This is a genomic window from Mesorhizobium sp. WSM4842 (genome assembly GCF_055901575.1).
This window is the reverse complement of record NZ_CM148372.1, coordinates 4,090,410-4,110,447: the sequence shown is the minus strand read 5'-3', so window position 1 is coordinate 4,110,447 and position 20,038 is coordinate 4,090,410. Positions and strand designations below refer to the sequence as shown.

Below are 20,038 nucleotides of genomic sequence, written 5' to 3'. Positions count from 1 at the left end.
TGGCGGAAGAACCGGGTTACTTCCTGGCGGAAGAACCGGGTCATTTGGAGAATTGCTTCAGATAGGCGATGACGTTGGCGAGATCCTCGTCCTTCTTGAGGCCGGGAAATGCCATCTTCGTGCCCTTGACCATGGCCTTCGGGTCGCGAAGGTAATTCGTCAGTGTGGCGTCGTCCCATTTGACGCCGGATTTACCCGCCTCGGTCATAGCTTTAGAATATTTGAACCCTGGATGCGTGCCGGCCGTCCGGCCGATAACGCCGCTCAACGACGGACCGACCTTGTTCTGGTCCTTGTCAACGACGTGACAGACTTTGCATTTGGTGAAGACCTTCTCACCCGCGGCGGCATCCTGTGCCTGCGATTGGTTTGTGATGAACGTCGCAACAGACACGACGACGAAAAACGCGATTGCACGCATGGCATTCCCTCCCCGATCGCCAAATCTGCCTTGGACGATCTGCGCGTGCCGACAGTTTCGCCGGCATGCGCCCCTTGCACGACAGAGCGGAATATCCGCGTCATGGAATTGCGGCATCTACATACCACAGAAACTGGCCGGCAGATAGAAGAGTCGATCAGCAGGATTGCCGCCGAAACGATAAGGCCGCTCGATCGGCGTCGAGCGCAGTCGGAACGCATACCGGCTAACGGCGTTAGACCAGCTACGGTTCAACGTCTGCAAGATCGAAGATCAGAGAAGCGTCCATGAACGACAGGAGCGTCCTGGACGTGCGCCACGACACCCGCACGATCGATGGCGACACGGTCTTTTACAGAGAAGCAGGTCCTGCCGCCGCGCCGGTGTTGTTGCTTCCGCATGGCTATCCCTGCTCATCCTTCCAATATCGCCGGCTGATGCCGGCACTCGCCGATCGCTGGCGAACGGTCGCGCCGGACTTCCCCGGCTTTGGCTATAGTGGAACCCCCGATCCGGCACGGTTCGGTTATGATTTTGACGCCTACGCGACTTTCCTGGAGCGGTTCACCGACGCGCTGGGGCTCGGCAGCTATGCGTTATGGCTGCACGACTACGGCTCGCAGATCGGCCTGCGCCACGCTATAGCTCACCCATCGCGGATCAGGGCCCTGATCATCCAGAATGGCGACATCTACGCGGGTGCTCTTGGCCCAAAATACGAAACGATCCGGCGTTTCTGGCGGGATCCTTCACCGGCGAACCGTGCGCCGCTCGAAAACGCGGTGAGCGAGGACGGCTTTCGCGCCGAGTTCGTCGGCGAAGTCGATGGCGACGTCGCTCGATGTGTCCCGCCCGATATGTGGAAATTGCATTGGCCGCTGATGAATACGCCTGTGCGCCGTGCGCTTTCAGTCGGACTGATGGAGAAGCTCAAGGCTAATCTCGACTGGTTCCCTCGTTACCAGGGATACCTGCGCGAGCAACAGCCGCCGGCAGTGATCCTTTGGGGCCTGAAGGACGAATACATGCCCGAGCCGGCAGCGCGCGCCTATCTGCGCGATCTCCCCGAGGCCGAACTGCATTTGCTGGACGACGCAGGGCACTGGCTGCTGGAGACCCATTTCGAGGTCGCCCTGCCATTGGTGCGACGGTTTCTCAGCAAGGTCCTGCATTAATCGGCCCGCACAACACCGCAGCGGATCCCGCCATAGCTCCTCATCACAATCATCGAGAGGAGCGCAAGTCATGACCGACAACGCCACAATTGCCCGGATCTGGCGGGGAAGGACACACAGTGATTTGGCAGACGTCTACGAGCCCTATCTACGCCGCGAAGGCATTCCGCCGCTTCAGGAGAAGGCACTTGGCGTGCAGTTGTTTCGCGAAGATCGCGAAGAAGAAACAGAGTTCGTGACGATCTCGTACTGGCCTGACGTCGAAGCCATGGCGAGCTTCACCGGCGGCGACCCGCACAAGATCCATCACCTGCCGCGTGACGAAGAGTTTCTCGTTGAACTGCCCCAACGAGTGACGGTGATGCGGATCCTCGTCAATCAATTACCTGGCAATTAGGGCGGCAGCGGCCTTGCGACGTCGACAGCATCGAAAAAGGCCGCCTCAAGGGCGGCCTTTCGCAATTCGCAGAATGCCGTGTTATTCGGCGTCCTTGGCGGCTTTCTTCTTCGGCGCGGCCTTCTTCTTGGGCTCTTCCGCATCGTCGGCCTTCTTGGTGTCGGCCTTCTTCGCGGCAGCTTTCTTCGCCGGCTTCGCCTTGGCCGTCTCGCTGTCCTCGTCGTCGGCCATCAGCTCTTCCTTGCTTACCTTGACGTCGGTGACCGAAATCTGGCTGAGCAGATGGTCGACCACCTTCTCCTCGAACAGCGGCGCGCGCAGCGTGTTCAGCGCTTCGGGATTGCTGCGGTAGAATTCGAAGGCTTCCTGCTGCTGGGCGGCCGGATAGCGGCGCACCTGCTCGAACAGGCCACGCTGCAATTCCTCGTCCGACACGGTGACGCCGGCCTTCTCGCCGATTTCGGCGAGAACCAGGCCGAGACGCACGCGGCGCTCGGCAAGCCGCATATATTCGGCGCGCGCCTCTTCTTCCGTCGTCTCCTCGTCGGCGAAGGTGCGGCCGGCGGCTTCCAGATCGCGGTTGACCTGGTTCCAGATGTTGTTGAACTCGGCCTCGACGAGCTTCGACGGCGCCTCGAACGAGTAGGCGGCATCGAGCTGGTCGAGCAGCTGGCGCTTGATCTTCTGGCGCGTCATCGAGCCGAACTGGTTCTCGATCTGGCCGCGCACCACGTCACGCAAACGCTCCAGCGACTCCAGGCCGAGATTCTTGGCCATTTCGTCGTTGATTTCCAACGCACCGGGCTTGGACACTTCCTTGACGGTAACGTCGAAGGTGGCTTCCTTGCCGGCCAGATGCGCCGCCTGGTAGTTTTCCGGGAACGTGACCGTGACCTGCGTCTCGTCACCGGCCTTGCTGCCGATGAGCTGATCCTCGAAGCCGGGAATGAATTCCTTGGAGCCGAGCACCAGCGGCTGGTCCGTGCCGGCGCCGCCGCTGAAGGCTTCGCCATCGATCTTGCCGACATAGTCGATCGTCACGCGGTCGCCTTCGGCGGCCTTGCCGGTCTTCGGTTCGTAGGTGCGCGCCGATTCGGCGACACGCTGGACCTGCTCGTCGATTTCCGAATCCGGCACGTCGAACACCTGACGCGTCACCTTGATGTCGGAGAAATCCTTGATCTCGATCGGCGGGATGATCTCGTAGTTCAGCCGGAACTCGAAGTCGGCGCCGCCGGCCAGGATTTTCTCGGCCTCCTTCTCGTCCTCGGTCATGATTACTTCGGGCTGCATGGCAGCCTTTTCGCCGCGCCCGGTAATGATCGAACGGGTCGAATCGTTGAGGATCTCGTTGACCACTTCGGCCATGAACGACTTGCCATAGACCTTGCGCAGGTGCTGCACCGGCACCTTGCCGGGACGGAAGCCGTTGATGCGGACCTTGCTCCTGGCATCGGAAAGCCGCGCCATCAGCTTGGCTTCCATGTCACCGGCCGGCACGGTGATCTTGATCTCGCGCTTGAGACCGGAGTTGAGCGTTTCGGTGACCTGCATCATAGAACCTTTGTTTCCACCAATGAGGCAGCCAAACGGCTCCTGCCGTTTACAGCCTGCCGGTATGATCTTGCCGGGAATGGCTTTTGGTGCGGGACTTGGCAATTTGTCCGCCCAACGCGGCTCAAATCCTCCAGAAATACGCTCCAAAATGTGAATAAGTCTTTGTTTTTCCTACTTCTTATCACATTCTGCAGAAGCGGATCGTCGCATCCCGTCACATTCGACACGCCTTTTGTCACAGGCGCGGCTAATTTTCAACCATCTTCGCGTCTACCGCGCCGCGCGTCCTTCTTGGACGCGCAAGGACGCTTGTAGCACCTTGATTTTGGCGCATGATCCCGAAACACGATTTTTCGATTTTCGGGATCATGCGCCGGCGAACGGCCGCTATTTTGACCGCGACATTGACAGAATAATGGCTCAGCGCAGCGATCCTGATGCAGAGAAGCCCGCCACGTTGCGGGTGGCGGGCCGGCCGCGAAGCCAGGAGAGTATTGTCAAAGCCTCCACGGCCGATGCGACGCTCTCGTTTGCGAGTGCTCAGCGACGCGCGATCAGCATGCAAAGCTGCCGCAGGTCACGGTCATAGGTGCCTTCGCTGCTGAGCACGTCGACACAGCGTTTCTTCATGCGCATCAGTTGGCTGCTGGACATCTGCGCGACCACGCTCGGCATGCCGGGAGTCCCCGGTGTTCCAAGAGTGCCAAGTGTCCCGGCAAGCGTTCCGCCGCCGACGCCGACACCGACACCGCTCGTGCGAGCGACATTGGCACCCAGGCCCGCTGTAGGGCCGCCGGTGCCGCCTAAATTTGCGCCTGCGCCAGCCGTAATGCCGCCGGTGCCGCCCACGTTTGCGCCTGCACCGGCAGTGCCACCGACATTGGCACCCAGGCCAGCCGTGACGCCCCTACTGCCGCCAATCGATGCACCGGCGCCTGCATTTACCCCGCTCCTGCCGTCGATCGAGGCGCCGGCACCAGCGGTAAAGCGCTTGCTGCCGCCAATCGATGCACCGGCGCCGGCGTTCACCCCGCTCCTGCCGCCGACCGAGGCGCCGAGACCGGCGTTTACGCCGCCTCGGCCGCCGACCGATGCGCCGGCGCCGACGCTAATGCCGCCTGCGCTGGAGGGAAAAGATAGAGATAAAACAAGTGCACCACCGGCCAAAGCTGTGGCGAAACTCTTAACGAAATTTGCCATGACACTCTCCTTTGGTAGTTACCCCACAGCAGCAGTTTCAGCGCCTGCTACTTTAGCGATAACGAACTCAGGGAGTTGTTGAATTGCTAACACGAAACAATGTTTGCGATCGTAACTACGGGTAGCAAAATATTCTGAATCAATTTGAAAGAATTTGGGAATACATCCTCGGCCAGGAAGACCTGACCGCGAACGAGTTCGTTCGCGCCACCTCGCCTATTTTGGACGGAAGGTCCGCGCCGTGGCCGCCGACGGCACTATCTGGTGCTCGTCATGGCAGATAGCTTTGCAAGGAAACCGAATGTCCCGTCACGACTTTGTGCTCCAGCGCTAGACCTATATGACCGCCAGTTTGAGCGCGATGCCGATGCATGGCGCGCGTGGGCCCACGGTCTACGGGCTGGGACTTGCCCAAGCGAACGGCATAGACGGCAACGCGAGGCCCAAAAAACCTCGAAAATCTAAGTCTTGAACTTGTGACATGGCTTGTGACATAGACATGTCACGGTGACACGAAGCCAGCGGGTATGGCGGAATTGGTAGACGCACCAGATTTAGGTTCTGGCGTGAGAACGTGGGGGTTCGAGTCCCTCTACCCGCACCACTGCTCCCCCTCGAACAGTGGATTAAGGTTCCAGTGTCGGAAGGCGAGTCCCTTCATCCGCACCAATTTGGTGCCTACTCCTCAAAGACCTGGCGCGTGAACCATCCGGTCAAAGTCGCAAGTTCAGGCCCCAGCACGCGATCGTCACCGACCGGCGGCACGATGCTTCTGATATCCGCGGCGAACGACTGAAGCGCCAGAGGCGCCACGCGCTCGGTGACATGCAGTGCCTGCGAGGCGATCACCGCCAGCATCGCCATCGCGGCATCGAGGCAGCGGCCGGCGCGTGCTTCCTTCGTCCATGCGAGGAACACCGTCGTGGCGACGTCGTCCTGGCCGGCGCCGGCCGATTCCGTTCCCGGGATGAAGGTTCGCTGGGCCGCGAGTTTCGCCTGCTCCAGATAACCCGTGATCGCCATCGGCACATAGCCGACATTGCCGTGGCCGTCGCTGTCGCTCCAGTCCCGCCCCGTCAAAAGCAGATCGGGCAGGAGCGAGACCTTGCCGTTCAAAAGCTTCGAGGCGTGGCTGTCGCACAACAGGCAGATATCGGCCCATATCGCCGCCAGATCATCCAGGGCGGGTGTTGCCATGGCATTGTGATAGCCGCCCGTGCTGATGCAGCGCCCGAGCGGATGCACGTCGTCAGGCGGGATGTAGACCGGGTTGTCCGAGACCGAGGTGAGCGACACGGTCGCCGCGCCTTCCGCCGATGCCAGCGCGCGATGCGCGTGCCCCAGGATGCGAGGAACGATGCGATAGCTGACCGGCGCCTGATAATTGCGGCGCCCGGTGCCGGCGCCGGCAAGAAACTCCCTCAATCCGCACAGCGCCGCTGCTTCGTGTTCATCGCCCCAAAGCGCGTCGAGCGCCGGGTCGTAATGTTCGAGCGGCGCGCGAAACGCTTCGATCGAAAGCGCAAAGACTTTTTCGGCAAGGCGAATGCGGCGGCGAGCCGCCAAGGCAGCGTCGGCCACAAGTGCGGCAGCGCAGGGCGAGCCATTGATCAATGATCCCCTTTCCTTGACTTCCAGGTCGAAGCGCGTCGAAAGTTCTGCAAAGAGCGGATAGAGGGCGAGGATTTCACCGGCACCGCCCTGGCCGGAGGATGGCACCAGGGGCATAGGTCCGCTATCCAGCATCGAAGCGACGGCGAGCGCCATGCGTGGTGTGGTCGCAGCATTTCCTTCGAGGAAATTCGCCAGGCGGGCGAGCACGATCGCCCTCACCACGCGATCTGGCAAAGGCTCGCCGAACGATGTGGCGGCTGCGAACGCCTTGATGCGCGCGTGGCGATCCCGCTCGCCAAGTTCGAGCCGCCTGCTCGCCAGTTCTCCCATGGCGGTGGTCACGCCATAGATGACTGGTACAGGGTCGGTCTCGATGAGACGCAGGAACGACGCGCGACACTCTGCGATGCGCTGCAAGGCATTGCCGCTGATTTGCACCGTGTCTTTCTTCCAGGCGACGCGGAAAACCGAGTCGAGATTTATGTCTTCTCGTGTCGTCAGGATAATTGTCATGTTTGATGCTGTCCGAGCCGGCCACGCTTTCCAATTCTAATCCGGCCCGGCTTTCCAATTCTAATAAAGCGGTTCCTCGAACAGCGTCTTGTCGCCGTCCATCAGCGCCTTGATCTGCGCGGCGCCATCGGCTGCGATTGCGACGCGGACGCCGAACGGCCGCACCCGCATGTCGTTCTGGATCGCCATCCCCTCGCCTTCCGGCAGATAGAAACGTTCAATGCCGTAATCCGGCGCGATCGTCGTGGCTGCACTGAGATCCCACCCCTCAGCCACATGCCCGACGATATCGGCTTCGTCGGATGCTGCCGGCGCAGGCGCTTGCCCGAACCAGGCCGCGGTCGCCTCCCAATAGCCGTCGGCGCCCTGCTTCAGCCTGACGACGATCGGCGTGTCGTCGCTCGTGAGCTTACCGGCCGGAATGTTGGCGATCAGCTTCACCGGTATGCGCGAAATCTCATAGCCAAGGCGAATAAAGTCGCCGCGCAGGAGATCGCGCGGATCGATCGGTTCGACCCTCAGCAGCACTTGCCTGCCGTCGCGCAGGATCGCCGCCCGGCCGGCGATGATCCAGCTCAGGAAGCCGATCTGGACGAGCGCCAGCACCACCGCCGAAACGATCAGTCTTTTACCGGTCATCATGCCGCCGCTCCTTCCACGCTCGAGGCCCTCATGCGCTTTTCCACGCGGAGGATGACAAGGGCAAGCAGGCCAAGAAGCACAGCGGCTGCAAGGAAGAAGCCTGCTGTGTCGAGCATCGACTGCAACATCACCACATAGATGATGGCGAGTTCGAGGGCGAAGCCGGCATAGGCAACCCAGCGCAAGCCCCCGCTCTCGCGGCCTCCCAGCACAATCGCCGCGACAATGCCGGCAAGCGCAACGGCCGAGGCAATGCCGAAGCCGCCGTTGTTGCTCTCACCGGCTAGTTCGAACTGGATCATCGCCAGGCCGGTGAGAAATCCGATCAGCGCGTGTAAGGGCAGACGGCCGCCAAGCTGCAATATCCGGTCGACGGGCCCGGCAGCGAAGATCGCAGCCGCGAAAAGCAGCGTCGACACGACAATGAGCGGGACGGCGACCTGCAGCGTTTCGTATTCCGTAAACAACAGCACGAGATAGAAAATGACCGACAGGATGATCAGGTGCCGAGCCGCCTGGCTGCGGGTCCAGAACGAAATGGCGAACAACACGCTCGCCATGACGACGAAGAGATGCGGAAATTCCGCGCGCCCGAAATAGTCAAACCCCCTCAGGAACAGCCATGCGTCGGCAATGCCGACAGAAGCGACGGTCAGTGGGTTCGAGCGCAGCGCAACCGCCGCTAAGGCCGTGCCAGCGCCCCAGGTGATCAAGGCCGATGTTTCGTCGCCGGATAAATGATACATCTGGCCGATCAGCGCGATCGATCCGCCGAATGCCGCCGCGGCGGCGATCCAGAGTGCCTCGCCGATAGCAGCATGGTCGAGTGTCTTCAGCACCGCGCCGCCGACATAGCCGGCGAGGATGATGGCGAAGAGCGCTGCCACCCGCGCCAGCCGCGGGATGGCTTCCCAATTGGCGGCGACGAAGATAAGGACGGCCGCACCAAAAAGCAGCGCAGCCATCATCGCCAGGATCGAGCCGAAGCTCAGTGATTTGCGCTCATTGGCCTCGACGTCGCGCGTCAACGCGTCGGCCGTCGAGGCGTCGATCAGGCCAGCCTGCAGCCATCGTGCGATATCGGTCCTGACGCGTGACGAATAGCTCGCCATGCCTTTCTCCCCCAGCTTGCTCTTTTTTTCAGCCGATCCGGCCAAACCGTTGACGCTACGGCATTTTCCGATTCGGGCCTATCTATGTCGAAGACGTGATTTGGCGGCGATGGTGCATTGCACAATTTGCATTGCTGCCATGCACCAATAGCGCTGTTAAATCGATATGACCCCACCTATCTTCAGGGCGTACACAAAGACGGAATGATCCGGAAGAAAGACGAAACGAGAAATACCATGAACCTGATCCGCAACTACCGCAACTGGCGCCGCTACCGGGACACCGTTTCCGAGCTGAGCCGCCTGAGCACCCGCGAACTGACCGACCTCGGCATCAGCCGCAGCGACATCCACTACGTCGCCCGCAAGGCGGTCTAATCCTCTTCGGACCGCAAATGGTCCGAACCAGCTTGACTTGAAAAGAGAACGCAATGAACCTGATCCGCAACTATCGTAACTGGCGCGTTTATCGCTCGACGGTTACCGAGCTGGGTCGCCTTTCGAACCGCCAGCTGCATGATCTCGGCATCGTCCGCGAAGAGATCAAGAGCATCGCCCGCAAGGCGATCTAGTCAAGGAATTTCGCCAGGGTCGACCTCCTCCCCGACCCTGACGAATACGGTCAGCCTTCACCTCCTCCCGAGGGTTGACCACAAAAACGGCGCCCGCCGTACCTCCTCCCGCGGCGGGCGCTGTTTCCCCGGAACGAAATTTCGTCCCAGGGGCGAAAGGAATTTCGTCCCAAAAGGGTTTCGCCCCCTTTCATCAGGCGAACGGAATTTCGTCAAAGCCGACCTCCTCCCCGGCGATGACGAATACGGTCGATCTTCACCTCCTCCCGAGGATCGACCAGCAAAACGACACCCGCCGGACCTCCTCCCCCGGCGGGTGTTGTTTTTTTCAGGGTCGAGGCACTCTGGGAGCCGTTTTGGCGGCATGTCCCTGTCAGTCCAGCGCACCGCTTTCCAGAACGCCCCGTTTCTTCCACTGGCTCAACGGAAAAATGTCCGGTGCGCCGCCCATCGGCGCATACCAGGAATCCACCACCCATTCGGTGCCGCCGCGGTCGCTGATCACCGCCGTCCAATGGGGATAGCGTCCGTCGACAAACAGGCCTCGCGAAGCTTTGTCCTCGACCTTGTGAAACCTGAGCAGTTTTCGCTCGGCAAGATAGACCAGCAGCGCATGCGTATTGGTCGATTCGTCGACACAATCCATCTGGCCCCTGATGCGCGATGCACCGAATTCCGATTGCGGCAGATCGCGAATGCCGGTGGCCCGGAAAATGCGCTGCTCGAAATAGCGGACAGCCTTCGAAATAGCGGAACGCTCGGCCTGGGGCGAACCCGCACCCGCACGCAGGATAGCGCGGAAACGCGCGCCGTCACCGGGGCCAAGCGCCAGCATCGTGCGATAGTTGCAACTGTAGCCGTGGCATATGGGGATCCGCCTGGAAGCCGTCGCGGCCAGTTCGCCGGCGGCGGCTGTTTCGCCCACAGCGATCAAGACTGTCAGAAATGCCGCTCTGGCAAAGACCCCGAGACTCCCGTCCATTCTCCGACAGTAGACGATTGCAGCACTTGGCGGCAACAGCGCCGCTAACCGGGGCAATTGCAATCGCAGCTACAAGCGACTATTTCGGCGCTCATGAGCAAGAATCCCATTCACGTCATCGGCGGCGGTCTCGCCGGCTCCGAAGCCGCTTGGCAGGCCGCCGAGGCCGGCGTTCCCGTTGTCCTGCATGAAATGCGTCCCGTCCGCGGCACCGATGCGCACAAGACGAATGGGCTGGCCGAGCTGGTCTGTTCCAATTCCTTCCGCTCCGACGATGCGCAGACCAACGCCGTCGGCCTGCTGCACGCCGAAATGCGGCTGGCCGGTTCGCTGATCATGAGCGCCGGCGACGCGCACCAGGTGCCGGCCGGCGGTGCGCTGGCCGTCGACCGCGACGGATTTTCCGAAGCGGTGACCAAAAAGCTCGAAGCGCATCCGCTCATCACCATCCGGCGCGAGGAAGTACCCGGCCTGCCGCCGGCGGACTGGGACCAGGCGATCATCGCCACGGGCCCGCTGACCTCACCTGGGCTCGCGCAATCGATCGCGGAAGTGACCGGCGCCGACGCGCTCGCCTTCTTCGATGCTATCGCGCCGATCGTCCATTTCGACACAATCGACATGAACATTTGCTGGTTCCAGTCACGCTACGACAAGGTCGGGCCCGGCGGCACCGGCAAGGACTACATCAACTGCCCGATGGATAAGGAGCAATATCTCGCCTTCGTAGGGGCGCTTGTGGCGGGCCAAAAGACCGAATTCAAGCAATGGGAAGGCACGCCCTATTTCGACGGCTGCCTGCCGATCGAGATCATGGCCGAGCGCGGCGTCGAGACGCTGCGCCATGGGCCGATGAAGCCGATGGGGCTTACCAATGCGCACAATCCATCGGTGAAGGCCTATGCCGTCGTGCAACTTCGACAGGACAATGCGCTGGGCACGCTCTACAACATGGTCGGCTTTCAGACCAAGCTGAAGCACGCCGAGCAGGTGCGCGTCTTCCGCACCATCCCGGGCCTCGAACGCGCCGAATTCGCCCGCCTCGGCGGCCTGCACCGCAACACCTATATCAATTCGCCGACGCTGCTTGACCAATCGCTGCAGCTGAAGTCGCGGCCCGGCCTGCGCTTCGCCGGTCAGATCACCGGCTGCGAAGGCTATGTCGAAAGTGCCGCCATCGGCCTGCTTGCCGGGCGCTTTGCCGCCGCCGAGCGGTTGGGCCACGCGCCGGCGCTGCCGCCGATGACCACAGCTTTTGGGGCGCTGCTCAACCATATTACCGGCGGTCACATCGTTTCCGACGACGAGCCGGGAAAGCGCTCCTTCCAGCCGATGAACATCAATTTCGGCCTGTTTCCCCCTGTGGAAGCGCCGAAAGCCGAGGGAAAGCGCCTGCGCGGCAAGGACAAGACCGTCGCCAAGCGGCGTGCGGTGACGTCACGCGCACTGGCCGACTGCCGCGAATGGCTGGGACTTGCATCATTGGCGACGGAAGCGGCGGAATAGTCCGCCTGTCTGTTCTTGTCGATCGGGCGACAGGAGAGTAGGATATTATCCTACTCTCCATCATAGGGAGCAATTCCATGGAGCCCGCCGAGAAACTGTCCGTCACGGTGACGCCCGCAATGGCGCGCATGATCCGCAAAAAAGTCGAGGACGGCTCCTTCGGATCGGCAAGCGAGGTCATCCGCGCAGCACTTCGCGCCTTCCAGCGCGAGGAGGAAGAGCATGCCGAGCGCATGGCCTCGATCAGGGCGCGCGTGAAGGCATCTATCGAGGACACGAGACCGAACCTTTCTGGGGAGGAGGTTCGCGACCGTCTTAAGGGATTTTTCGCGCAGTATTCGAGCCGCGCCGATGATTCGGCGGCTTGAGGTCGAGTATCGCGAAAGCGCCAGCGGTGATCTGGCAGCAATTTTCAGACATATCGTCGAGGCTAGCGGAAGTGCTGACATCGCACTGAAATTCGTTCTGCGTATCGAAGACCGCTGCCAAAACATCGGCAATGCCCCTCGCGGTGGCCGCCCGCGCGACGACATCGTGCCAGGCTTGCGAACAGTTCCGTTCGAGCATTCTGCCGTCATCGCTTACATGGTCGATGACGATCTCGTACGCATCGTCAACATCTTCTATGGCGGGCGCGACTACGAGACACTGATGCGCGATAGCGGGCCTAGCGAACCATCATAATGAAAGCGATTCTATGATCGCCGCCGCTTCATGGTTCCAGTTCGGCGCCAGATCAGCCGGTTGAAGCAGGCCAGCCTCGAGTCGCCCGGCGCAACAGCAGCCAATGGCGGCGCCAGGGCGAGAGCCGCGCCACGCCGTTCAGAGGCGAATGACTTTCCATCTTGGCGAGATAGGCGCGCGACAAGGCCAGCGGCAAAAATGCCGGTCGCAGCGAAACCGGCAACGCCGATGCGCCGCTTTCGAAAGCTGTAAGATGTTCTTGCGCCAGTGCGATCATCGCGGCGACAGCGCGTTCTGCGCCCGGCCCGCCATCGCCTGCAACGAACTCCTCGGGCGACGACCCTGCCGCGGCCAGAATGTCGGCCGGGACAAAGCACTGCCCGCGCTTGCGGTGCAATGGCAGCAGCAGCAAAAGGCCGGTCATCGCTTGTGCGCAACCTGCCCTGCCCGCAAGTTCGGCAAACCGCGGTGCTGCGACGGGATCGAGTACCATCGCTGCAAGCTGGATGAGCGCCGCTGCGGTCTCGCCGCAATAGCCTTCCAGGTCGGTGCGCGACGGCATAGGGTCGTCATAGAGATCGAAAACGCGGGCTTCGAGCATGTGCTCGAAGGCGGGTATCGGCAGGTGGTGGGCGGAAATCGTAGCCTTTAGCGCGTCCGCGACAGGATGGCCAACCCCGTCCCCACTGTCCTCGGTTGCGATGACATCGCGCCACCATTGCAGCCGCACCTCGCCGGGTAGCGCCTCGCGGATACGGTCGCGAATGCCTGATATCTCGGCATTGAAGGCATAGAGCGAAAAAAGTGCGTCACGCTTGTCCTCAGGCGCATAGAGCGCGCAAACATAGCGGTCATGGTCGGCGGCTCGCACCGTTTCCATGACGATTTTGGCGTTTTCGGTCACGTCACTCGACGGCGATCAGTGCGGCGGCCACCGCACGGTTTTCCGCCAGAAGAACATTGTAGGTCCGCACGGCAGCACCAGTCGACATCGGATCGGCCGCAATGCCCGCCGCCTTCAGCGCAGCACGCAGCGCCGCCGGCAACGGCCTGAGATCCTTGCCGGCGCCGACCAGCAGGATCTCGACCTTGTCAGCCTCGTTGAGCAGCTTGGCGAAATCCGCCGCCGTCAGTGCCAGGGGATCAGCCGGCTCCCAGCCATAGATGCCCGACGGCAGGCACAGGAGCGAGCCGCGATGAGACATGTCGGCGAAACGAAACCCGCCATTGCCGTAGGCCTCGATCGGCGCACGGCCAGGGAAATGCGCTTCGCGGATGACGATGCCTTTTGCCACTAGTGGTCCGATTCTAACATTCGCATCCCATTCCAACAGCGTCGTTTGCGAATGTTAGAACGATAGGGACCACCAGCAAATAGATGTTTCTGCCGCGGCAATCGTCAGGTTGCCAAGGCTTTGCCGCCGCCCACCGGCTTCTCCTCATCGGCCGTCGCGGCCTGCGGCCGCAGCTTGAACAGGATGAGCAGCGGGGCGGCGATAAAGATCGACGAATACGTTCCGAAGACGACGCCGAACAGCATCGCCAGCGTGAACGAGCGGATCACCTCGCCGCCGAACAGCACCAGCGCCAGCAGCGCTAGCATCGTCGTCACCGAGGTCAGCGTCGTTCGCGACAGCGTCTCGTTGATGGCGTTGTTCAACAATTGCGGCAGCGGCATTCTCTTGTATTTTCGTAAGTCTTCGCGAACACGGTCATAGACGACGATCGTGTCATTGAGCGAATAGCCGATGATGGTGAGTATCGCCGCGAGCGACGACTGGTTGAATTCGAGACCGGTGATGACGAAGAAGCCGATCGTCATGACCACATCGTGGACCGTGGCGATGATGGCGCCGACCGCGAACTGCCATTCGAAGCGGAACCAGACATAGATCAGGATTCCGAGCAGCGCTATCAGCATGGCGATGGTGCCTTGCTTGGCGAGTTCGCCGGAAACCGTCGGTCCCACCACCTCGACGCGGCGGAAATCGTAGTTGTCCTGCAACTCGCCGCGCACCTTGTCGATGACGGTCTGTTCGGCGTTCTCGCCGCCCTCCTGCGTGCCGACGCGAATCAAGACGTCGTTCGGGTCGCCGAACTGCTGCACCTGCACTTCGCCGATGTTGAGTTCCGAAAGCCTGCCGCGGATGTCGGCAATATCGGCGGTGCCATCTTTGGCCTGGACCTCGATCAGCGAACCGCCCTTGAAGTCGATGCCGTAATTGATGTCGACGGTCATGAACAGCACGACCGACAGGATCGACAGCATGCTGGACAGCGCGAATGTCCAGCGGCGGATGCCCATGAACGGAATTCTCGTGCCCGGCGGGACGAAGGTCACCGGCGCGCGCGGCAATTCCTTCGGGCGGGCGCGGCGGAGCCAGATCGACACCAGCAGCCGGGTGAAGGTGAAGGCGGTGAAGACGGTGGTCAGAATGCCTATGGCGAAGGTTACGGCAAAGCCCTTTACTGGTCCGGTCCCGAGCCAGAACAGCACCACGGTCGCGATCAGCGAGGTGACGTTCGAATCGACGATGGTCGCCAGCGCTTTCGAAAAGCCCGTGTCGATCGCCTGGATTACCGAGCGACCGTTTCGCCGCTCCTCGCGGATGCGCTCGTAGATGAGAACGTTTGAATCGACCGCCATGCCGATGGTCAACACGATACCGGCGATGCCCGGCAATGTCAGTGTCGCCCCGAGCAACGACAACAACGCGATGATCATCGCAACATGCACCGCCAGCGCGATGTTGGCAATGAAGCCGAGAAAGCCATAGGCCACGAACATGAACACGACGACGAGGATCGAGCCGATCACGCCGGCGACCTTGCCGGCGTGAATGGAATCCTCGCCGAGCCCAGGGCCTACTGTGCGCTCTTCGATCACCGTCAGCGTCGCCGGCAGCGCGCCGGCACGCAACAGCACGGCGAGGTCGTTGGCGCTCTCGGCGGTGAAATTGCCCGAGATCTGGCCGCTGCCGCCAAGGATCGGTTCGCGGATCTGCGGCGCTGAAATCACCTGATTGTCGAGGATAATGGCAAACAGCTTGCCGACATTCTGCGAGGTGGCCTGGCCGAAACGCGCCGCTCCCTTGGAATCGAAGGTGAACGAAACCACCGGCTCATTGGTCTGGGAATTGTACGTCGCCTGCGCATCGACGAGATTTTCGCCCGAAACGATGACGCGGTTCTCGATCAGATACGGAACCGGCGGATCGTCCTGCGAATACAGAACCGAGGATCCCGCCGGCGGACGACCGTTGAGCGCGTCCTGCACGGGCATCGACTGGTCGACCATCTGGAAGGTCAGCTTGGCGGTCTGGCCAAGAATTTCCTTCAGCCTTTGCGGATCCTGCAGGCCCGGCACCTGGACCAGAATGCGGTCGTCGCCTTGGCGTTGCACGATCGGCTCGGTGGTGCCGAGTTCGTTGACGCGGCGCTCGACGACCTCGAGCGACTGCGCCAGCGCCGTCGACGTGCGGTATTTGATGCCGGCGTCGGTAACGGTGAATTTGAGCAGGCCGGGCTCGGAATCATCCAGCGACATCTCCTGGACAGAGCCGCCGCTGAACAGGCCGGCCGCCACCGGGTCGGTCAGTGTCTTCAGTGCCGTCTTGGCGGCATCGACCTGTCCGGGATCGGTGATACGGACCTGCACGGTCCGGCCTGATCCGGCAAGGCCGGTGTAACCGATCTTGGCGTCGCGCAGCAGTGTCCTAATTTGGTCGCGCGTCGTCTCCAGCCGATCCTTGGTCAGATCGTTCGGATCCATCCTGAGCAGGATATGCGAGCCGCCCTGCAGATCGAGGCCGAGCGTCATCTGGCGCTTCGGCACCCAGTCGGGAAGCTTGGCCAGCGTGCTGGCTGAGAAAAGATTGGGCGCAACGAAGATCACTGTGGCGGCCACGGCCAGCCAGATCAGGATCATCTTGAAGCGCGAGAAATAGAGCATATGGCGTCGTCCGTCAGGGCATTCTGGCGGATCGTTCCGCCTGGAATTGGGTTATTTCTTGGCGTTCTGGTTCGCCACCGGCTCGCCTCGGTCAGCATATGGGTGATTGTCGAGCACGAGGCAGTTCACTTTGGTGCTGCCATCGGGCTTTCTTCCACTATTGTCAATCTTGCCGGCAAGAGACCAGCGCGCAATGGCATCACGAGATGTTGGCGCCCTGGACCGGGTGGCCAGCCAGATCAGTGTCGTCTTAAAGTGCGAAAATACAGCAAATGGCGTCGTCCGTCAGGGGCGTATCCGCGTACCGCTCCCCCAGAAATTTCGGCTATTTCTTGGCGTTCTGGTTCGCCACTGGCTCGCCCTTGACGCGCACATCGGCAATCGTCGAGCGCAGCGCCGTTACCTTGGTGCCACCGCCGAGATCGATCTCGAGCTCGTTGTCGTCGATCACCTTGGTCACCTTGCCGACGAAACCGCCGCCGGTGATGACCGTGTCGCCGCGGCGAACCGCCGCCAGCATCTCGCCGCGCTTCTTCAACTGCGTACGCTGCGGCCGGAGGATCAGAAAATACATGATCACGAAAATCAGGACAAACGGCAAAATGCTGATGAACATATCCGGGGAGGTGCCGACGCCTTGGGCATATGCCGGTGTCACGAACATCGAGGTACTCCTGAATTTTGAAAAACAGCCGCCAAACCGTCCTGGGGAAATTTGGCGGCCCCGTGAAATTTGGCCGGAATATAGTCGGTAAAGTTGCCAATGCAACTGCGGCCAGGCATTTCGGCTGCTTTTCGGGCTGGTTGAGCCGTGTTAGAGCATGATCCCGAAAAATGGAGCGCGGTTTCGGAAAAGATCATGCTCTAACAAAAGGTTGGAGCCGGTTCCGAAACCGCCGGAATCAAATAGGTTCCGTTGTCACGCCTTCCTGAATGCAGAAACAAAAAGACAAGAAATGACCGACAGCACCATCGAAGCCCTGAACAAGAAGCTCGACCGCCTGATCGAGGCGGTCGCCCGCCTCGCTCCGCCGCCGGTGCCGGAAACCGATCTCGGCGGGGCCGATTGCTTCGTCTGGCAGGCTGATCCCGGCTATCTGGAGCCGGTGCTCAAGGTCAACCGCGTCGACATCGGCCTGATCCGCGGCGTCGATCGCGTCCGCGACATACTGGTCGACAACACCGAGCGCTTCGCCGCCGGATACGCAGCCAACAATGTGCTGTTGTGGGGCGCGCGCGGCATGGGCAAGTCCTCGCTGGTCAAGGCCGTGCATGCCGCAATCAACGCGTCGGCAAAGCTGGACCTGCCGCTCAAGCTCATCGAGATCCACCGCGAGGACATCGACACGCTGCCGAAGCTGATGAATTTGCTGAAGGCGGCACCTTACCGTTTCATCCTGTTTTGCGACGACCTCTCCTTCGACCACGACGACACCTCCTACAAGTCGCTGAAGGCGGCGCTCGAAGGCGGCGTCGAGGGCCGCCCGGAAAATGTCATCTTCTATGCCACGTCGAACCGGCGGCATCTGTTGCCGCGCGACATGATCGACAATGAGCGCTCGACCGCCATCAACCCGTCAGAGGCGGTCGAGGAAAAAGTCTCGCTGTCCGACCGTTTCGGCCTCTGGCTCGGCTTCCACAAATGCTCGCAAGACGAGTATCTCGACATGATCGACGGTTATATCAGCCATCACGGTCTTGCCATCGCTCCCGAGACGCTGCGCGCCGAGGCGCTGGAATGGGCGACGACACGCGGCAGCCGTTCGGGCCGCGTTGCCTGGCAGTTCACCCAGGATCTGGCAGGCCGGCTCGGCAAATCTCTCAAGGATTAGGGACAAAGACTGAAAAAGCCCGCCCCCTGCGGGGCGGGCTGAGCCGGCGGGCCGGACTGGAGGTCAGGCGGCGCGCAATCGCTTTTCTTATTCTATTCGAGATAGGTCGAAGGATCGACTTTCTTTTATTCAAGATAGGTCGAAGGATCGACTTTCTTTTATTCAAGATAGGTCGAAGGATCGACTTTCTTTTATTCAAGATAGGTCGAAGGATCGACTTTCTTTTATTCAAGATAGGTCGAAGGATCGACCGGCGCCGAATTCTTGCGGACTTCGAAATGCAGTTTCGGCGAGTCGGTGGTGCCGCTCATCCCGGACTGCGCGATTTCCTGGCCGCGCTTGACCTTCTGGCCGCGCTGGACCTCGATCGAGCGGGCGTGGCCATAGACTGTAACCAACCCGTTCTCGTGGCGCACCAGAACCGTGTTGCCGAATTCCTTGAGACCATCGCCGGCATAGATGACGACACCGTTCTCGGCCGCCTTGACCGGGGTCCCTTCCGGCACGGCGATGTCGACACCATCCTTGCCGCCGCCAAAGCTGGAGATCACGCGGCCGCGTACCGGCCAGCGCATCTTGCCGATACCGGTGGCGTTTGGCGCCACCGCGTCGTCGTCCTCGGCCTGCTGGATGACCTTCGCGGCCTTTTGGGGTGGCGTGTAGGCGGCGAGCGTCTCCGACGGCGTGGTCTTTGCCGCAGGCGGGGTGGTGGCAGTCGTTACCGGATCGACCTTTGCCGGCTTGGCGCTGGCAACCGTCGCGGTTCCGCCGGCCGGCACCTTCAGGGTCTGGCCGATCTTGAGCAGACCGCCCTGCAAACCGTTCGCCTGCTTCAACGCAACAACGCCGACGCCGGTCTTCCTGGCGATGGCCGACAGAGTATCGCCTTGCTTGACCGTGTAGGTGCCGCCGGCACCAGTCGTCTTGGGTGCGGCTTTTCCGTCCTTCGGCTGGCTTGCCGCGGCCGATGCATCCACCTGCGCGGCGGACTTGCCCTCCTTGAGCTTCGGCTGCTGCGGCAGTACGGCCACCATCTCCGGCGCCTTGGCCGGCAAATCGTGCTTAGTGTCGTTCGCAGGCTTGGCGTCTGCAAGCTTCGGCGCCGGTTTCTTGCCTGAATAGGCATAGGCCGGAATGACGAGCTTCTGGCCGGTCTTCAGCCCGTTGGTCGCGCTCAGCCCATTGACCTTCATGAGGGCGTCGGCGGGCACGCCGTAGCGCCGCGACAGGCCGGAGATGGTCTCGCCGTCCCTAACGATGATCTCGGTGGCACGCGGTTCGCCGCCTGCCGTCGCCATGCGCGGAGCATCAGGTTGTGCATTCTTGAACGGCTTTGCCGCTGTCCCGGTTGCAGTCCGGTCGACCTGAGGGGCGGCTGGCGCCGAAGCGGTGCGAGCCGGACTGACGGCGGGCGCCGGCTGCGACTGGCTGACCGGCGGCAATTGCTGCGTCGTAACCGGTTCAAGACTTGAGCGGCTGACCGACTGGGTATGGCTGCCGTCGAGCGGCGCGGCCGACACCGGCGCATCACCTGGATAAGGCTGGGCGGCGTCCTGCTTGTCGATGATACTGCGCTGGTTGTTGGTCGAGGAGGTGAAGACGTCATCGACGCTGTTGAACCGCGAGACCTGGGAACTGCATCCCGCCGCGGTGCCCGCAACCATAAGGACAGCGAAACCACGCGCCAGGTTGCGTCCGTTTGCCTTCAAAATACTGAATTGCATCGCTTTTACCCGCAGATACCCGGTACAGACTGACCGTGATTAAAGCGCGTTAATGTTACCGGTCGGTTAAACCTTTAGAATCAGACGCAAATTTTCTTAGAATATTTGAGGCTGGACCTGGTCGGGTTGAGGTTCAGGTAGGGCCGAGTCACAGA

Annotated in this window: 20 protein-coding genes and 1 tRNA gene; 9 read left to right on the top strand and 12 right to left on the bottom strand. The window is 61.3% G+C overall.

What is annotated here, in order from left to right:
- Positions 1–40: 40 nt before the first annotated feature.
- Entirely contained in the window at positions 41–421 is a 381-nt protein-coding gene (locus tag AC0NIE_RS19850; RefSeq protein WP_473489582.1) for a c-type cytochrome, read from the bottom strand.
- 287 nt (positions 422–708) lie between these two features.
- Here AC0NIE_RS19850 and AC0NIE_RS19845 point away from each other — a divergent pair, with 287 nt between their 5' ends.
- On the top strand, positions 709–1,596 hold the full coding sequence (locus tag AC0NIE_RS19845) for an alpha/beta fold hydrolase (RefSeq protein WP_473489581.1): 888 nt from the start codon (positions 709–711) through the stop codon (positions 1,594–1,596).
- A gap of 70 nt (positions 1,597–1,666) precedes the next feature.
- Complete coding sequence (locus tag AC0NIE_RS19840) at positions 1,667–1,993, top strand: antibiotic biosynthesis monooxygenase family protein (protein ID WP_473489580.1); 327 nt, start codon at positions 1,667–1,669, stop codon at positions 1,991–1,993.
- Positions 1,994–2,074: 81 nt separating this feature from the next.
- Here AC0NIE_RS19840 and tig read toward each other — a convergent pair whose 3' ends face one another.
- Together tig and AC0NIE_RS19830 are read right to left on the bottom strand one after the other, a co-directional pair.
- Positions 2,075–3,547 (bottom strand): trigger factor, encoded by a 1,473-nt coding sequence (gene tig, locus AC0NIE_RS19835; protein ID WP_473489599.1) that lies wholly within the window; start codon positions 3,545–3,547, stop codon positions 2,075–2,077.
- 543 nt (positions 3,548–4,090) lie between these two features.
- A complete protein-coding gene (locus AC0NIE_RS19830) occupies positions 4,091–4,750 on the bottom strand; it encodes a hypothetical protein (RefSeq protein WP_473489579.1) in 660 nt (219 codons plus the stop codon).
- A gap of 521 nt (positions 4,751–5,271) precedes the next feature.
- Between AC0NIE_RS19830 and AC0NIE_RS19825 the strand changes: the two genes are divergently transcribed.
- Positions 5,272–5,354 (top strand) — tRNA-Leu (locus AC0NIE_RS19825).
- A gap of 74 nt (positions 5,355–5,428) precedes the next feature.
- Here AC0NIE_RS19825 and AC0NIE_RS19820 read toward each other — a convergent pair.
- The 3 genes from AC0NIE_RS19820 to AC0NIE_RS19810 are packed head-to-tail and all read right to left on the bottom strand — an operon-like array spanning position 5,429 to position 8,631.
- Entirely contained in the window at positions 5,429–6,877 is a 1,449-nt protein-coding gene (locus AC0NIE_RS19820; protein WP_473489578.1) for an aromatic amino acid lyase, read from the bottom strand.
- Positions 6,878–6,937: 60 nt separating this feature from the next.
- Positions 6,938–7,519 carry a GDYXXLXY domain-containing protein gene (locus AC0NIE_RS19815; protein WP_473489577.1) on the bottom strand — a complete coding sequence of 194 codons (582 nt, stop codon included), beginning with the start codon at positions 7,517–7,519 and terminating at the stop codon, positions 6,938–6,940.
- A complete protein-coding gene (locus tag AC0NIE_RS19810) occupies positions 7,516–8,631 on the bottom strand; it encodes a DUF2157 domain-containing protein (RefSeq protein ID WP_473489576.1) in 1,116 nt (371 codons plus the stop codon). Before AC0NIE_RS19810 ends, AC0NIE_RS19815 begins: the two co-directional genes overlap by 4 nt.
- A gap of 237 nt (positions 8,632–8,868) precedes the next feature.
- On the opposite strand from AC0NIE_RS19810, the gene AC0NIE_RS19805 reads away from it, so the two are divergent.
- Both AC0NIE_RS19805 and AC0NIE_RS19800 read left to right on the top strand, forming a co-directional pair.
- Positions 8,869–9,009, top strand: coding sequence for a DUF1127 domain-containing protein (locus tag AC0NIE_RS19805; RefSeq protein WP_091596947.1), 141 nt, complete (start codon positions 8,869–8,871; stop codon positions 9,007–9,009).
- 53 nt (positions 9,010–9,062) lie between these two features.
- Positions 9,063–9,203, top strand: a complete 141-nt coding sequence (locus tag AC0NIE_RS19800; RefSeq protein ID WP_023802557.1) for a DUF1127 domain-containing protein — start codon at positions 9,063–9,065, stop codon at positions 9,201–9,203.
- 373 nt (positions 9,204–9,576) lie between these two features.
- On the opposite strand, the gene AC0NIE_RS19795 is transcribed toward AC0NIE_RS19800, so the two are convergent.
- A complete protein-coding gene (locus tag AC0NIE_RS19795; protein ID WP_473489575.1) occupies positions 9,577–10,185 on the bottom strand; it encodes a hypothetical protein in 609 nt (202 codons plus the stop codon).
- 93 nt (positions 10,186–10,278) lie between these two features.
- On the opposite strand from AC0NIE_RS19795, the gene trmFO reads away from it, so the two are divergent.
- The 3 genes from trmFO (at position 10,279) to AC0NIE_RS19780 (ending at position 12,375) form a co-directional block, all read left to right on the top strand.
- The gene (trmFO, locus tag AC0NIE_RS19790) at positions 10,279–11,691 is read left to right on the top strand and encodes a methylenetetrahydrofolate--tRNA-(uracil(54)-C(5))-methyltransferase (FADH(2)-oxidizing) TrmFO (protein ID WP_473489574.1); all 1,413 of its coding nucleotides are present in this window, start codon (positions 10,279–10,281) and stop codon (positions 11,689–11,691) included.
- Positions 11,692–11,768: 77 nt separating this feature from the next.
- Positions 11,769–12,059, top strand: coding sequence for a type II toxin-antitoxin system ParD family antitoxin (locus AC0NIE_RS19785; protein ID WP_473489573.1), 291 nt, complete (start codon positions 11,769–11,771; stop codon positions 12,057–12,059).
- Positions 12,043–12,375 carry a type II toxin-antitoxin system RelE/ParE family toxin gene (locus AC0NIE_RS19780; protein ID WP_473489572.1) on the top strand — a complete coding sequence of 111 codons (333 nt, stop codon included), beginning with the start codon at positions 12,043–12,045 and terminating at the stop codon, positions 12,373–12,375. Before AC0NIE_RS19785 ends, AC0NIE_RS19780 begins: the two co-directional genes overlap by 17 nt.
- A 52-nt stretch (positions 12,376–12,427) precedes the next feature.
- Here AC0NIE_RS19780 and AC0NIE_RS19775 read toward each other — a convergent pair whose 3' ends face one another.
- The 4 genes from AC0NIE_RS19775 to yajC form a co-directional block, all read right to left on the bottom strand.
- Positions 12,428–13,255: a phytoene/squalene synthase family protein gene (locus AC0NIE_RS19775; RefSeq protein WP_473489598.1), complete on the bottom strand. Its 828-nt coding sequence runs from the start codon at positions 13,253–13,255 to the stop codon at positions 12,428–12,430.
- A 25-nt stretch (positions 13,256–13,280) separates the two neighbouring features.
- Positions 13,281–13,670 (bottom strand): Mth938-like domain-containing protein, encoded by a 390-nt coding sequence (locus AC0NIE_RS19770; RefSeq protein WP_126106226.1) that lies wholly within the window; start codon positions 13,668–13,670, stop codon positions 13,281–13,283.
- Positions 13,671–13,774: 104 nt separating this feature from the next.
- Positions 13,775–16,327, bottom strand: a complete 2,553-nt coding sequence (secDF, locus tag AC0NIE_RS19765) for a protein translocase subunit SecDF (protein ID WP_473489571.1) — start codon at positions 16,325–16,327, stop codon at positions 13,775–13,777.
- Positions 16,328–16,652: 325 nt separating this feature from the next.
- Positions 16,653–16,991 carry a preprotein translocase subunit YajC gene (gene yajC, locus AC0NIE_RS19760; protein ID WP_123150653.1) on the bottom strand — a complete coding sequence of 113 codons (339 nt, stop codon included), beginning with the start codon at positions 16,989–16,991 and terminating at the stop codon, positions 16,653–16,655.
- 292 nt (positions 16,992–17,283) lie between these two features.
- On the opposite strand from yajC, the gene AC0NIE_RS19755 reads away from it, so the two are divergent.
- Positions 17,284–18,159, top strand: a complete 876-nt coding sequence (locus AC0NIE_RS19755; protein ID WP_473489570.1) for an ATP-binding protein — start codon at positions 17,284–17,286, stop codon at positions 18,157–18,159.
- Positions 18,160–18,383: 224 nt separating this feature from the next.
- Here the strand turns inward: AC0NIE_RS19755 and AC0NIE_RS19750 are convergent, their stop codons facing one another.
- Positions 18,384–19,883 (bottom strand): peptidoglycan DD-metalloendopeptidase family protein, encoded by a 1,500-nt coding sequence (locus AC0NIE_RS19750; RefSeq protein ID WP_473489520.1) that lies wholly within the window; start codon positions 19,881–19,883, stop codon positions 18,384–18,386.
- Positions 19,884–20,038 lie beyond the last annotated feature (155 nt).